Below are 15,359 nucleotides of genomic sequence, written 5' to 3'. Positions count from 1 at the left end.
AATCAAGATAAAACGAAGAAAGGGAAAATATGAACAAGAAACAAAACCTCCTTGCCATAGCCTTATCAGCTTCCTTTGTCCTAGCAGGGGCAAATGTGGCCGAAGCTAATGACCAAGTTAGTGCGCAAGTTCAAACTGAAGATGTTAATCTTCCGATAGCTGAGCAGAAAGATCAGATTAGTGTCGCTGAGGGTGAAAATGGAAGTTCTCCTACAAGCGAGGAAACAACAAATAAATCCAAAGATAACCCTACAACTGAGGCAGAAAATACTGAGTTAGATAATAAAAAAAGTGAAGAGGAAAAAACTCCTACCGCTTATAAAAGTAATGCAGAAGCTGATTTACCAAATCAAAACTCTGGAGCCGCTCCAGTAAATGCAGAAAATGAAAAAGAACAACCAGCAACACCTCAAACAGAGCAAACTGGTGGTAAAGAAATAGAAATTGGCGAAGAGATACAAGCGGGAGCTCAAAAAGCTCCAACAGAATCTACTGAGCCAAACTATACTGAAGAAGAAAAAAATATCAAAAACTATAGTGACAGCGAACGTTATAAGGAAACTGACCTTACACCAGGATCTACAATAGTCGAAAATGTTGTTACCGATAAGGGAGTAGCAAAAGACGGTTTCAAATTTGATACCTTAAACCCATCACCAACTTCCCCAAGCAAGACGGAATATGGTTATGTAATTTCTATCGATAAGAAAACCGGCCAAAGAACCTATACTAAAATTGTTGTAACAGATTCCGGCCTTGTTCCTGTAAAGGCAGGGGATAAGCCAATGATGGGAGAAGGAGAAAAACTTACTCCTGATTCTCCTGATGTTACTTACAAGCCAGATGAAGATGGTGATATATCAGGAAAAAGACAAAAATTATATAACTACGAAGCAAGTGAAGAAACCCTAAAGCATATCAACAGCAAGGACAATGACACCACTGTTATTGGTATGAAGGATAACTACACTAAAGATAATCCGCAAAAAAAGTATTTCGACGAAAGCTTCGCCATAACCTACAAGGTCAACCCATGGCCAAATGAAAATGACAAACTTCAATTAATGAAGCTAAATGGCGAATACAATGAAAAAGTATTTGTCAAGGGCCAAGACATCAATACCGGTGTTAAGGTAGACAATATTGACGCAAACGCCAAGGATCGACTGGTAGGTCAAGTCTATAACCCGATTACAGGTGCTGTTGTACCGGGAGCAAGGGCCTATATAGCTGATGATGGCAGCATCCATATCCAAATGCCGGAAGGTGCCCTTAAGAAAAATGCAGATGGTAAGTATGTAGTAAATGAAGATTCAATTTTTAACACAAAAGACTACAAAGGCATTCAAAACCTGGATGTTAAATTCTTTGCTAGACCAAGAACTGCTGGAGAATTTAAAACCATAGCTGAAACACCGGGCAAAAATGGTGAAACAGGTACCTATGTAGGGACAGGCGCAGGATCAGAAACCATCAACCACAAAGGAACTGATGTAACCATAGATAAGCAAGGCATCGACCGCTACGACCACTACAACTTAATCGGTAAGCTTAAGCTAAACCTTGATGACACACGCTACTATGATCAAGACTTTAAAGATCAAGAGGGTAATAAACTTGATGAACATACTTCTACAAGGGTGTTTCCCGGTGAAGACTTTAGTGTCGAGATAAAAGAACCGGCAGAAACTGGTGGAACTCAAAAAACTGGTGCAGAGATGGACGGCGCTTATAGTCGTGGAGAAGCATCAGGCAAACTAAAAGGAGAATTTCTTGATATAGCCAACAAACAAATAGCTGATGATTTAGGAGTTGATTATAAGGAATTTATCACAAGCGACGATTACGCAGACAAGCGTTGGACGGTTGTTGGTAAGTCTGACAATATTTCCAAGTTTACAATAAGAGCTCCAAAACAAGCCAAGGCCGGTGATTTCTTAGCCCTACCTGTTGAATACACTTACACAAATGGATCTACAGACACCCACTGGTTCCACTTTGTTGTCCAAGAAACAAACAACAATAGACCGGAATACCTGGCAGAGGTAGGACCACAAGGAAATACCTTAGTCAATAAGCCAATCATTACAAAAAGCGAAGAGGACTTAAAGAAAAACCAACCAGAGTCCTACGAGCTGATTGGTGATACCTTTAAGGATAACAAGGGCAATGTTTGGAAGGTATCTATTGACCAAACAACAGGTACTGTAACAGCAACTCTTCCGGCAAAGCTTCCTGATGGTAAGGAAATCAATGGTGGCGAAAAACTGACTGTTCCTGTTAAAGTAAAATATACTGACCAAACGACAGGGAAAGAAAAAACTGAAGAAATCAAAGCTCAATTTATTGCCACAAAGCAACACAAGACTTTAACCAATGAAACGACAACTTCGCCAATACCTTTTGAAACAGAAGTCGAATATGATGAAAGTCTGCCGGAAGGCTACTTCAAAGAAACACAAGCTGGTCAAAAGGGAGAACTAAAGATAACTTTCGTCCAAGATACCCTAAATGGCAAAAAAGGTATTTTCCAACAAGATGGAACTTTTAAAGAAGGCGAAAGCAAAATTGTAGTTGAAACGGTAAAAGAACCTACAAAAAGAATCATAAAAATTGGTACAAAGCCGGCTTCAACTAAAGTAGAAATCCCATTTGATACAGAATATGAAGTTGATAACAACCTAGAAGCAGGAAAAACCGAACTTGTAAATGATGGTGAAAAAGGCGAAGTGACCATTACCACAACAAGAAATGAAGACGGAACAATTACTGTAAATAAAAATGTTACTAAAGAGGCTAAGAATAAAAAGATCAAAATCGGTACCAAGACTCAAGGTCAAATCGTCGATACAGACAAGATTCCATTTGGATACAAGGTAGAATTCGACCCTGACTTCTACAAAAACTATCCGGATGCAACAGAAAACTACAAGATTGTTACACCCGGTAAAGAAGGAGAAAATACAAAGACTTGGACTATTGTCAATTCAGAAAAAGTTGGCGATCCAAAAATTGATAAAACTGAACCAGTAGACGCTGTAATTAAAGTTGGTCAAAAAGACTACACAGGAACTGTGACAAACACAGTGACTAAAGAAGTGCCATATAAAGTTATAATTAAAGAAAATCCAGAACTTGAAGCAGGCAAATCCAATGTTAAGCAAAAAGGCGTTGCAGGTTCTAAGACCTTTGAATATAGTGGAGAAATCTTTAATGGTGAGTTAAAAGAAGGTACACAATTTACAGAAAAAGAAGTAGCTGACAAATACGTTGCTCCACAAGAAGAAATTATAGAAATCGGTACAAAACCGGCAAATAACGAGAAGACCTATGAACGTGAAGTTGGTGTTGAAGTAGAATATGTTTACGACAATACAAAACCAAAAGGCTATCGTAACATTGAAGCTTTGGTACCGGGCAAGGTTATAACAAAAGTTGTTAATGAATATAATCCTGAAACAGGAAAAATTGAAACTACTGAAAAGATTGAAGTAATTCCAGGAAAGAGAAAGGTAACCTTTGGAACTAAAGACTTTACCGGAGAATATGAAGAAGTAGTTAAGAATATCGATCCTTATGAAACAGAAATAGTTTTTGATAATACTCTTAAAGCTGGAGAAAAAGTAATTGATCAACCTGGAGAAAATGGTGAAACAGTTACTAAAACCAAGAAACATTTAGTGAATGGAGTAGTTGAAAGTAGCGATGATCCGGTTTCTGAACAAACCAAAAAAGTTAAAAACCAAATTATAAGAGTAGGTACTATGACAGATGGTAAACACTCTTATACAGAAAAACTTCCGTATAAGTATGAAATCGAATACGATTCTAACTTAAAGGCTGGAGAATATGTCATTGATGTAGAAGGAAAAGAAGGCTCAAAAACAACTGAATGGACTATAAAAAATTCAGAAGTAGTTGAAGGTTCTGCAAGTGTAACTAATGAAGAAAAGCCCGTTAATGCAAAAATAAGAGTTGGAAAGAAAGACTTTACAGGAAATGTTAGCCACGAAGTGACAGAGGAAATTCCTTATGATGTAAAAATCGTTGAAGATCCAACTATGATAGCCGGCACAAGCGAAGTAGTTACAAAAGGAAAAACCGGATCCAAGACAACAAAATACACTCAAGCAGTTAAAAACGGCGAAGCTGATGGTAAGCTTCAATCTGAAGTAACATCAACAACAGATCCTACTCAACAAGTAATTAAAGTTGGTACAAAACCGGCTGAAAATAATAAAGACTATAACAAAGATGTTAATGTTAAAGTTGAATATGTTTACGACAAAAATTTAGACAAGGGTGTAGTCAAGGTTGGCGAACTAACTAAGGGCAAGGTAGAAATAAAGACTGTCAACAAATACGATCCAAAGACAGGGGAAGTGACAACTACTGAAGAAGAAAAAGTCACAGAAGCTACCCAAAAGATTATTGTAGGTACCAAAGACTTTACAGGAACTTACAAGTATGAAAAAACTTGTCCACTACCATTTGAAGTAGAAATTAAAGAAGATCCAAATCTTGCTAAAGGTGAAAAAATTGTAGACCAAAAAGGCGAAGCCGGATCTAAGACAACTTATTATGAACAAAATATTAAGAACGGTCAACCAGATGGAGATCCAAAGCAACTAAATGAAAAAATAAACTCTCAACCTAAAAACCATATTGTCCGTATAGGTACCAAAGTTGCGGAAAGCTCAACAGTAAAAACCGTAGATAGAGAAATACCTTTTGAAACTAAATATATCTATGACGATACTATGGATGCAGGAAAAGAAGTTGTAGAAAGAGAAGGCAAAGTTGGTAAGGAAAAAGTAACTATTACTACAAAAATTACTGACGGAACAGGAGAAACTTCTGAATCAACTGAAACTATCACTGAAAAAGAAGATAGAAAAGTTAGAATTGGTGTTAAACCTGTTGAAAAAGTTGAAGAGATTCCACAAGATACAACCTACACCCACAATCCAAATCTTGAAGCAGGTACAACCAGATTAATTAAGGAAGGTACTCCAGGAAAAGTTACTATTACAACTACCTTCAACAAGGAAACTGGAAAACTTGAAACAAAGGTAACTAGAACTGAACCAACCAATGCAGTCTATGAATATGGTTCTAAGACTGAAGGAAAAGTAACTGTTGAAACTGACATTCCTTATGAAGTTGAATTTGTTCCGGATGATACAATGGCAGCTGGTGAAACAAAAGTAATACAAGATGGTAAACTTGGTAAAAAGAAAACAACAATTACTATTGAAAATAGTAAGGAAGTTGGTGAAAGAAAGGACGAAATATCAGAACAACCTGTTAAGAAGATTATTAAGTATGGTACTCTTTGCAAACTTCCAACTCCAACTCCAAAGCCAGGAGATAATGACAATCCAAGTAATCCAACTGATCCAACAAATCCAGGCGGAAATGAAAATCCGACAGACCCAACTGACCCAACAAATCCAGGAAGAACAGGAGAAGATAAACCAAACGGACCAATAAATCCAGCTAATCCTGAAGAACCAGGTAAGCCAAGCGAGCCAGGTAGGCCAGGAAAACCAGGTGAAACACCTGAGAAACCACTTGAACCAGGAAAACCAGGTGAGACTCCGGCTGAGCCAGGAAAAACACCAGACAAGGAAACTCCGAAGACACCAGAAGGTCCAATAGAAAATCCTAGTGAGGATGGAAAAGTTAGAGAAGAGAACAAAGAAAATGTCTCTGATGAGATGTCTAAGAAAACAAAAGAACAAGCAGTTTTAGGAAATGCCAAATCAACCAATCCAAAGACCGGTATAGGATCAGTTGCCCCAATACTAACAAGTATGGGCATTTCTATAGCGGGACTTCTTGCAACAAAGAAAAAGAAAAAAGAAGATGAATAAAATCTGATTTAATAGATAAAAGAGAGAGCAAAAATGCTCTCTTTTTTTATCTAAGATTAACTTGATTTTTGTTTTTATATTAAAAATAAAATGATAGCTTATTCCAAATAAAAAAACCAAGCTTTTTACCTAAGATTTTAAAAATCTTAAATACAAAAAACTTGGTTTTATATCAAAATAATATTCTAGAAGTTATTTACCCACAAGGTTTACCAACAAATCAAAAAGTGATTTGATTGCTTTTTCGTGGGTCCTCTCATAACCGTGGCTTGCTGCGACCCCGCATCCCACTAGGGCGTGTCTGTAGTCGTAGTCGCTTGATACTGCGGCTGAGGCGTCTGATCCGTAGAATGGGTAGATATCGAGTCCGTAGTCTAGGTTAAGGTCCTTGGCTATGGCAACTAGGTCGTTTGTTAAGTCGTAGTTGTATGGGCCAGATGAGTCTTTGGCGCAGATTGATAATTTTAGTTCATCGCAAGTAAGATCATCGTGAACTACTCCCATGTCTACTGCTACCATATCTCTTATGCCTGCTGGATGGCCGGATGCAGCCCCATGGCCTACTTCTTCGTAGATTGTAAACATCATATAAAGTGGACGATTTATCTTTATATTTTTATCCTTGATCTTCTTGGCTAGTGCAAGAAGGACTCCTGCGGATGCCTTATCATCAAGGTGGCGACTTTTGACAAAGCCGTTGTCTATCCTAAATCTTGGGTCAAGGGAAATAAAATCGCCGTTTCCTATGCCAAGCTTTTCGGTTTCTTCTTTTGAATGGGTTATAGCGTCGATTACGACTTCCATGGTTGTATCATCACGTTTGGCTTCTCTTGGGTCAGATGATCCGTGAACAGCCGGGTTATTTAGCCTAACCACACCTGTATATTCTTTGCCATCTCTGGTGTGGATTTTGACATTTTCAAATTCTACAAAATTTAGTGGGAAACCACCGAGTGTGGTAACCCTGAGGGCTCCGTTGGCCTTAATTGACCTTACCATAAGACCCAAGGTATCAATGTGGGCAGAAAGCAAGAGACCATTATCGCCCTCCATTTCGTTAATTGGGACAATAACATTGCCCTTGTTATTTTGGTATGGTGCATAGCCTAATTTTCTAAATTCATCCATCAAATATTTTTCAGCAAGCTTAGTAAAACCTGTTGGTGATGGGGTATTTACAAGATTTTCTATATATTTAGTAATTGTAGAGATTTCCATTTTTTTCTCCTCCTCTTATAGTATAATATCAATAATCATATTATATGGTAAGTAGAAAATTAATAAAGGAAGATAAAATGAAAAGATATATTTTTAAGGAAAAATTCTTTAAAATCACAGATAAGTATTGGATAAAGGACGAAGATGGAAGAGATTGTTTTTATCTCGACCAAGATTTCACCTTTATGGGCTACAGGGCAGCGGTCTATGGACCTGATAGACAAAGGCTTTTTAGAATCGAAAAGAAAATCCTATCTCTTTTGCCAAAGTTTTTTGTAAACTTTGAAGACGGGTCAGAAATGGTTATAAATCAGAGATTTACCCTGCTTAGAAAGTCTATTGATGTGGACACCGATTTTGGGACAATAAATCTTAAGGGATCCATTTGGGACTATAATTTTCTAATAAGTCTTGATGGGCAAAAGATTGGTGAGGTTAACAGGAAATTTCTTTCACTTACCGACCAATACGCCCTTACAGTTTATGACGAGGACTACACCCTAGCCATGATAGCCCTCGTAATTTGCCTAAATAAAATCCAAGACGACGAGGAAGGCGCCGCAGCTGCGACTGCCTCAGGAGGAGGACAATAAGATGCCACAATTAATTTTCATCCTATCTGCCATATTTGCCTTGGCTGGACTTTATAACATGTACTTGTTCGGGCAAATCAAAGAAAAAGTAAAATTCACTACAACAGACCTGGCAGTTCTAGGTATGATGGTGGTCATGTTTATCATTTACCATTGGGTATTTAGACCTTACCTAATAAACTCGATCTCCATATCCCTTGCCATGATATTTTGGAACTACACAGGGACCATATCCAGGGGCTTTAGCGATGGATATGTATTTACCAACAAGCTAAACCCCTTCATAAACAAAAAAGTGCCCCTAGACGAAATAAGGTCAGTCACCCTATCAAGGGCCAACAAAAATCTCCTCTTGATGGTCTACCTAAAAACCGCCAACAGCCAAGATAACATGAGCTTCGCCTTCGCTAAAGAAAAAGAACTTGTAAAGATGCTTAAAAACCAGAAGGTGAATGTGATAAATTAAGGGAAATATTGAAAAAATAGACTTAGTGGGTATATTAATAGTAACCATGATAGTCGTAATAAAAGCATGGTCTTAACCAAAAAAGACGAGCCTACCCGCTCGTCTTTTTTAAAGGCTAATTATCATCATCCAAAATTCTGTCTAGCCATTTGCAAATGTAGTAACCAACTACATTTGCTGTGACAGTGGCAATGATAGTCATAATAAATTGCATGATCTCACCTCCTCCCACCCTGTGGGCCGATGATAACATTATTATTATACTATTTTATTTATAAGTAAGTGGTTTTATCTTTAAATGAAAAATTAGAACGATTAGTATATTGATAGTAATATTATATTCGTAATAAAAGCATGGAATAACCAAAAAAAGACGAGCCTAACCACTCGTCTTTTTAGTGTAAAATATTTAAAATTTATCACCTAGCCATTGTAAGCTTCTTCATCTACAAACAAATACACATTTGGGTGTAAATTTAAAAGTCCACAAGGGAGGTCGGTTGTGATTTTTTCGTCGTTTAAAAGTCTTTTTACTGCCTCATGTTTATTTTTGCCGTTGGCTAGGACTATTATTGTTTTTGCGTCGAAAATTTCTGCAAGTCCCATTGATAGGGCGTATTTTGGCACGTCTTCTTCATTTTCGAAAAATCTTGAGTTGGCTTCTATGGTTGATTGGTCTAGTTCAACGATAGATGCGTATTTATTAAGCTTTTCTGCTGGTTCATTGAAAGCTATGTGGCCGTTTACTCCAAGACCCAAGATTTGGATGTCTCTTTGGCCAAATTCTTCTAGTTCTTTTCTGTATTTTTCGGCGTATTTTTCGTCTGCTTCTGATGCAGATGGTAGGTGGATGTTTTCCTTCTTGATAGCTACGTGGTCAAAGAGGTTTTTGTGCATGAAATATGAATAAGATTGGTCGTTTGATGGATCTATGCCTACGTATTCATCCAAATTCACACTTTTTGCATATTTAAAAGAAATTTCCCCATCTTTTTGAGCAGCAATAAGGTTTTTATATAGACCTATTGGGCTTGAACCTGTTGCAAAACCAAACTTTATTTGTGGTTTTTCCATCATGTAATTTATTACAAACTCACTGGCTTTTTTGCTCATATCTTCATAATCTTTGCATACTATTACTTTCATTTAATTCTCCTTTAATGGTAATAAAAATTTTATAGGTAAAATTTTTATGGTTCTCACAATATATCGAACACGAAGTGTGAAGATAGATTGATGAGAAACCTTATGTAATTTTTTAGGACCGATGCGAGGAATACGAGCATCGATTCTAAAAACATTACGTTCATTACTACTAATATACTAGTACCCTATATTATGATTTTACCATAATAGGCAAAATAAAAAACCCGACCTAGGCCGGGTTTTGTGTTTGTTTTAATAATTGAATGCTGCTACTTCAAACCATTCTTGTGGGTGGTGGCATGCTGGGCAGATCTTTGGAGCTTTTTTGCCTTCATATAAGAAACCACAGTTTCCACATTTCCAGATTACTGATTCTTCTTTTTCGAATACTGTGCCGTTTTCTACGTTATCGTGTAGTTTTTGATACCTATCTCTATGTGCACCTTCAGCCTTAGCGATGTTTCTGAATGCTCTAGCGATTTCGTCAAAGCCTTCTTCTTCTGCTACGTCTGCAAATGCTGGATACATATCTTCACATTCTTCGTTTTCACCATCGATAGCGCCTTGAAGGTTTGTTAATGTGTCATGCCAAATTACTGGCCAAGCTGTATAACCTTCTGTAAGTTCGATTGTTTCAAGTTTGAATTCTTCTCTTAGGAATTTATAGAATCTTGCTGCGTGCTCTCTTTCGTTTCTAGCTGTTTCTCTGAAAATTTCAGCGATTTGTCTATAACCTTCTTTTTCTGCAGTTTTTGCAGCATATGTATATCTCATGTTTGCTTGTGATTCACCAACAAAAGATGTGATTAAGTTTTGTGCTGTTTTTGTTCCCTTTAGTTCTGCCATAATAATCTCCTTTATAATATTATTTCATTTCCTGATATTCATACTATATTGTTAATTATTCGTTTTGTCAAGAATGATTCTAATCTTTTAATGAATCTAAACTTGATATGTATAATCATTATCATTATATCTTTGCAACCGTTTTAAATATTTGATTTTAGCTGTTTATTAAAACCTAATTCTTCTAAATATTTTATGGATTTTGAGTGTTTGCCTATTAGTCTAGAGAAGTGATAATAATTATCAATTTGTATAATATCCAAAATTATTGATTATTTTAAAATATCAACTTGAATGGTTTTTCTCTATCGTGGCAAATTGAGGTATAATTAGGAGTAACAAAAGGAGGCTATATGAAATTAGATTTTAGCAATGTTAATTTAGATAATATAGGAAAATACGAAGAAAGGGCCCTTGCCGCTTTTGACACTCTTATGAACAAAGACGGCGAAGGAAACGACTTTCTAGGCTGGATTGATAGGCCAGTTGACTACGACAAAGACGAGTTTGAAAGAATTAAGAAAGCTGCAGCAAGGATTCGTGAAAATTCTGACGTCCTTGTTTCAATTGGTATAGGTGGATCTTACCTTGGTATCAAGGCTGTAGATGTGGCTTGTGATTCTTATTTCAATTCAAAAAGAAAAACAGAAATCATCTATGCAGGCAACCAAATTTCTGGAGAATACCTTGCAGACCTCTTAGACTACCTAAAAGATAAGGATTATTCCCTAAATGTAATCTCAAAATCAGGTACAACAACAGAGCCTGCCATCGCTTTTAGGATCCTTAGAGAAGCCATAGAAGAAAAATATGGTAAAGAAGAAGCAAAAGGAAGGATTTTTGCCACAACAGATAAGGCCAAGGGAGCTTTGAAGCAACTTGCTGATACAGAAGGTTTTGAAAGCTTTGTAGTGCCAGATGACATCGGCGGCAGATTTTCTGTAATATCTGCAGTAGGTCTTTTACCACTTGCAGTAGCAGGCGTTGATATAGACGAATTTATGGCAGGTTTTGCTGATGGTAGAGAAAAATATACAAATAAATCTATGGAAAATGACGCCATCAAATATGCCGCAGTAAGAAATATGCTACATGAAAATGGAAAAGATATTGAAATCTTACTAAACTACGAACCAAAACTCGCCTATGTGGCAGAATGGTGGAAGCAACTTTACGGAGAAAGCGAAGGCAAGGACGGCAAGGGAATCTTCCCAGCAAGCGTGTCAAACACAACAGACCTTCACTCTATGGGCCAAATGATCCAAGATGGTAAGAGAAATATCTTTGAAACAGTAATCGAAGTTGAAAATCCAAACAGAGACATCACAATCAAAGAAGACGCCGAAAACCTTGACGGTCTAAACTTCCTAGCAGGCAAAAATATGTCCTACGTCAACAAACAAGCTATGGAAGGCACAACAATGGCCCACGTAGAAGGCGGAGTTCCAAACATCAGAATAAAACTAGAAAAAATCAACGAAAGAAAACTAGCAGAACTCTTCTATTTCTTTGAAATAGCAGTAGGAGTATCAGGCTACATGCTAGGGGTAAACCCATTCAACCAACCAGGAGTAGAAGCCTACAAGACAGCAATGTTTAAACTACTAGGAAAACCTGGATATTAATGGTAGCAAAAAAATCGTAAGCGATTTTTTTGCGGTTCTCACAATATATCGAACACGAAGTGTGAAGATAGATTGATGAGAAACCTTATGCAGGGAACAAAAATTTATGCGACGAAAAGGAGCATCTATTTTTGTGAGTCGCTAGATAGAAATTTTCATCAATACAAAAAGACCTCAAGTGAGGTCTTTTTAATTTATCTTCTTTTCAACAGCTTTTATAAAGGTCTCTTGAATTTACGATCAGACCTAGTTTATAGTTGGCCTGGGAAAACTCTTCGAATCTTTTTGTCCCTAAGCCATACGATCCCTCGTCAGTCGCTTCGCTCTTTCTGTCGGGATGGCGCTATGAGCTTGGGACAATCTTAGTAAAAGTAATTATTTTATAAACAAATATCCACAGCTAGGCTATTTTCTTATTTATTAATCCTAATCACTTTAAAATTAGAATTCTTCATAAATATCTCATCATGGCTTATAACTATGACTAGTTTTCCCTTCCTATTAAGGTCACAAATTAGGTCCAAGACCTTGCCCTTAACTTCTCTATCTAAGAAGTTTGTTGGCTCATCAAATATATATAAGGACTTGTCGGTTTTTATGGCGTGTTTTAATTGGGAGAGTTTCCTCTAGCCTGAAGATCCCTTTATCTTATCTTTTAGGGCACCGTATTCGCTTATGGTTGGGTTGGCTGGAACATAAACCAAATCATCAAATAAAAGACCCGAATTTTTATCAAGGACCTTGCCGTTGATTAAAATCTCTCCGTCATATCTTGTTGTAAGATTCATAATTGCTTCAATGAGGGTGGTTTTCCCTATCCCGTTATCCCCTACAATGAGGTTGATTTTTCCCTTTTCAAAGTTTTGGCTAAAGGCTTGGTGAAGCCTTTCTCCCTTGCTTCCAAGGCTTATGTAATCTCTTATTTCTAAGGATTTTATCTTAGACTTATCAAAGCTTACAGGGGTCATATTTATAAATTCATAGAAATAGTCCATAGCAGGTTTGCCAGATACATATTCTCTTCTGGTATTGAAGGTGTCAAGCATAGGATCCCAAAGGGAGCTGATGTAGATTGACACAGCGGCATAAGATCCTGGGGGCATCTTGCCTTTTATAATAAGGATAATGGAAATAATTGTGGTAAGGGTGATGGCCATGTTTAGGGTTCCGTAGACAAAGATATTATAAATCACGCTTTCGTAACGTACTTTTTTAATGAGATTAGTAAAAAATCCTTTAAAAGAGTCTTTAATTGGTGGAAGCTGTTTATCTTCTAAAAACATCTCTTCCTTGCTTAGGTTGTTGGAATCTAAGAGATAACCCTTCATATTTTTCATATCGTCCAAATGGTTTGAGGAATAATCTGAAATCTTCTCCTCGCTCTTATATGAAACCACAGCTGCTATTGGCGCAATAATTAAAAATGAAATCAAAAGAAACTTCAAAGTAGAAAAACCATACACAAAAATAACAACAGACACAACAGAATTTAAGTATTTAGAAAAAGATAAAACAGGAACATACCAAATAAAGAAACTCTATCTAAACCCATATCTAGATATGTACAACAGTGAAATACTAAGCTATGAAATATCAAAACAACCAACAATAGAACCAATCCTAAAAGCTTTAGATAAAGCCATAAAAACAACTAACAAAAGTAAAGAAGAAAGAATATTCCACTCAGATCAAGGCTGGGCATATCAAACAAAGAAATATACATCAAGACTTGAAACAAACGGCATCACCCAATCTATGTCCAGAAAAGGCAACTGCTTAGACAACTCGCCAATGGAAAACTTCTTTGGAATATTAAAACAAGAAATATATTACGGAAGAAAATTCTATTCATACGAACACTTAAAACAGACAATAGAAGATTTCATAAAATATTACAACGAAGAAAGAATAAAAGAAAAATTAGGATACTTATCACCAATAGAATACAGAAAGAAGAATGCAGCATAAAAATTTCCTACCCCTAGGGGTAGGAAAGAACAAAGAAATACCAGAGCTAGTTTAGTTCTAACTCTGGTATTAGGTCCAACTTTGTGGGGTCACCTTATTTTGCGAGATCTCTTTGTTTTATTTTTCTGATTAAAATTATAATAAAAATTGCTAGAACTATGGTGGTTACTATACTTCCCTCTACTCCAAAGCCTCCTCCTGAGATTAGGTCGGGCCCCTTTAGGCTTGTGGTAAAGTAAGTGACTCCTACTGACTTGTTGCCGGAAACTGTGATGCCGTAGATGTTGGCCATGGTCATATTCCAGAAGGAATGGGCGGCTCCTACTATATAGATTGAATCACTTAGGTAAAATATTTGTGAAAATATCAGTCCTAGTAAAAATATATTTGCAAAGGCCATTGGACTAAAACCTGCATTTCCCAAGTGGAAGATGGCAAAAATTAGAGAGTTGGCTACCATCGCCAGGCTGATTTTGCCCTTTGCTGCCATTTGGTTCATTAAAATTGCTCTTAGTAAAAATTCCTCCTCAAATCCTTGGATTAGCCAAGCTGGGATGAAGAGCAAAAAGAGTTTTGTGTCAAAACCTGCTGGATTTTTGCTAATTTCTGCAAGACCTGTTAGCTTTAGGATTAGGACTATTAAAGTTAAAAGGCCAACGCCTAGCAAAATCCCCTTACCATAATTTGAAATTTTTTTATCATCAACAAGGCCCAAAGAAAGATTTGATCTCTTTAGGATTTTCCTTGCAAAGATGTAGGCTAAAATTAGGGTTAGGGCTGTGGAATAAATTATCAAAAGGAAAAATAGGTCCCTTTGATAAAGAAAAGTGAAAAAATCATCCAAGGCCTCGATTTTTCGGCCAAGACCCATGATTTGCCCGAGACAGTATTGGGGAATTATTACCAGAAGTGAAAGGATGACGGTAATAATGACCGGATTTAGGTCTCGGGTGGTCTTCGCTGTCTCTTTTATCGACTTATTTCTTATCATTTGACTAAATCCAAGGCACCGCCGATTATGGCGTTGATAAAGTCTCTTGACTCAAAAATTTCATAACCAAAGAGCTTTTTCTTTAGGAAAATTTTCGCATCCATACTCTTAACTTCAGCATCGTCCTTGGAAAGCTCCTTCATATAAGCTTCGTGTTGGTTTTCCGCTTCAAGATGGGCAACCTTGTCAAAACAAGTGACATAATTAACATTTGAAATCTTTAGGGTGACTTCCACTCCTCCGTCTATATCAAGCTTGTTTAAGACCTTAATATCAAGGTTTTTGAAATTATTTCTGACAAATTCGTCCTGTTTTTCAAGATCATCCGAATATGACTTTTTAAGGACGTCAAAAATCACATCCAGCCTATCCATGTTTTCTTCCATGAAGGCTGTATCATCGGTTTTAATCGCTTTTTCAATCCTATCCACAGTCCTATTTACACTGTGAGATAGGCTTCTTGCCCCAAAAAATACCGCGGCAACAAGGAGGATAAAGATTAAAATATAGGGACCAAAGGTCTTTCTCTTGCGCCTTTTTTCCCTAGCACGCCTTTTCCTCTCACGGGTTTTTGGATTTTTATATTCTTTTTCTTCACTTCTTTTTTGTCTAGCCATAATTATATCCTTT

11 protein-coding genes are annotated in these 15,359 nt (G+C 36.9%); 5 read left to right on the top strand and 6 right to left on the bottom strand.

Annotation, left to right across the window (positions count from 1 at the left end; all coding sequences use genetic code 11):
- Positions 1-29 precede the first annotated feature (29 nt).
- Positions 30-5,876 (top strand): G5 domain-containing protein, encoded by a 5,847-nt coding sequence (locus AC1EJ5_RS00330; RefSeq protein ID WP_479813840.1) that lies wholly within the window; start codon positions 30-32, stop codon positions 5,874-5,876.
- Between the two features lie 192 nt (positions 5,877-6,068).
- On the opposite strand, the gene AC1EJ5_RS00325 is transcribed toward AC1EJ5_RS00330, so the two are convergent.
- The gene (locus AC1EJ5_RS00325; protein WP_479813838.1) at positions 6,069-7,094 is read right to left on the bottom strand and encodes a M42 family metallopeptidase; all 1,026 of its coding nucleotides are present in this window, start codon (positions 7,092-7,094) and stop codon (positions 6,069-6,071) included.
- A 77-nt stretch (positions 7,095-7,171) separates the two neighbouring features.
- Between AC1EJ5_RS00325 and AC1EJ5_RS00320 the strand changes: the two genes are divergently transcribed.
- Positions 7,172-7,687 carry an LURP-one-related/scramblase family protein gene (locus AC1EJ5_RS00320; RefSeq protein ID WP_223418237.1) on the top strand — a complete coding sequence of 172 codons (516 nt, stop codon included), beginning with the start codon at positions 7,172-7,174 and terminating at the stop codon, positions 7,685-7,687.
- A gap of 1 nt (position 7,688) precedes the next feature.
- Complete coding sequence (locus tag AC1EJ5_RS00315; protein ID WP_479813836.1) at positions 7,689-8,153, top strand: hypothetical protein; 465 nt, start codon at positions 7,689-7,691, stop codon at positions 8,151-8,153.
- A 423-nt stretch (positions 8,154-8,576) separates the two neighbouring features.
- On the opposite strand, the gene nagB is transcribed toward AC1EJ5_RS00315, so the two are convergent.
- Both nagB and rbr read right to left on the bottom strand, forming a co-directional pair.
- On the bottom strand, positions 8,577-9,299 hold the full coding sequence (gene nagB / locus AC1EJ5_RS00310; RefSeq protein WP_348937414.1) for a glucosamine-6-phosphate deaminase: 723 nt from the start codon (positions 9,297-9,299) through the stop codon (positions 8,577-8,579).
- A gap of 252 nt (positions 9,300-9,551) precedes the next feature.
- Entirely contained in the window at positions 9,552-10,145 is a 594-nt protein-coding gene (rbr, locus tag AC1EJ5_RS00305; protein WP_223418241.1) for a rubrerythrin, read from the bottom strand.
- A 353-nt stretch (positions 10,146-10,498) separates the two neighbouring features.
- Here rbr and AC1EJ5_RS00300 point away from each other — a divergent pair, with 353 nt between their 5' ends.
- Complete coding sequence (locus AC1EJ5_RS00300; RefSeq protein ID WP_308749645.1) at positions 10,499-11,770, top strand: glucose-6-phosphate isomerase; 1,272 nt, start codon at positions 10,499-10,501, stop codon at positions 11,768-11,770.
- 626 nt (positions 11,771-12,396) lie between these two features.
- Here the strand turns inward: AC1EJ5_RS00300 and AC1EJ5_RS00295 are convergent.
- On the bottom strand, positions 12,397-13,203 hold the full coding sequence (locus AC1EJ5_RS00295) for an ATP-binding cassette domain-containing protein (RefSeq protein ID WP_479813833.1): 807 nt from the start codon (positions 13,201-13,203) through the stop codon (positions 12,397-12,399).
- Here AC1EJ5_RS00295 and AC1EJ5_RS00290 point away from each other — a divergent pair.
- On the top strand, positions 13,139-13,738 hold the full coding sequence (locus AC1EJ5_RS00290; RefSeq protein ID WP_479813995.1) for an IS3 family transposase: 600 nt from the start codon (positions 13,139-13,141) through the stop codon (positions 13,736-13,738). The genes AC1EJ5_RS00295 and AC1EJ5_RS00290 overlap by 65 nt on opposite strands.
- 94 nt (positions 13,739-13,832) lie before the next feature.
- Here the strand turns inward: AC1EJ5_RS00290 and AC1EJ5_RS00285 are convergent, their stop codons facing one another.
- Together AC1EJ5_RS00285 and AC1EJ5_RS00280 are read right to left on the bottom strand one after the other, a co-directional pair.
- Positions 13,833-14,729, bottom strand: coding sequence for a CPBP family intramembrane glutamic endopeptidase (locus AC1EJ5_RS00285; protein WP_479813831.1), 897 nt, complete (start codon positions 14,727-14,729; stop codon positions 13,833-13,835).
- A complete protein-coding gene (locus AC1EJ5_RS00280) occupies positions 14,726-15,346 on the bottom strand; it encodes a hypothetical protein (protein ID WP_308748495.1) in 621 nt (206 codons plus the stop codon). Before AC1EJ5_RS00280 ends, AC1EJ5_RS00285 begins: the two co-directional genes overlap by 4 nt.
- Positions 15,347-15,359: the final 13 nt, after the last annotated feature.

This window comes from Anaerococcus sp. C0059F3 (assembly GCF_056590475.1).
This window is presented reverse-complemented; position numbering and strand designations above follow the sequence as displayed.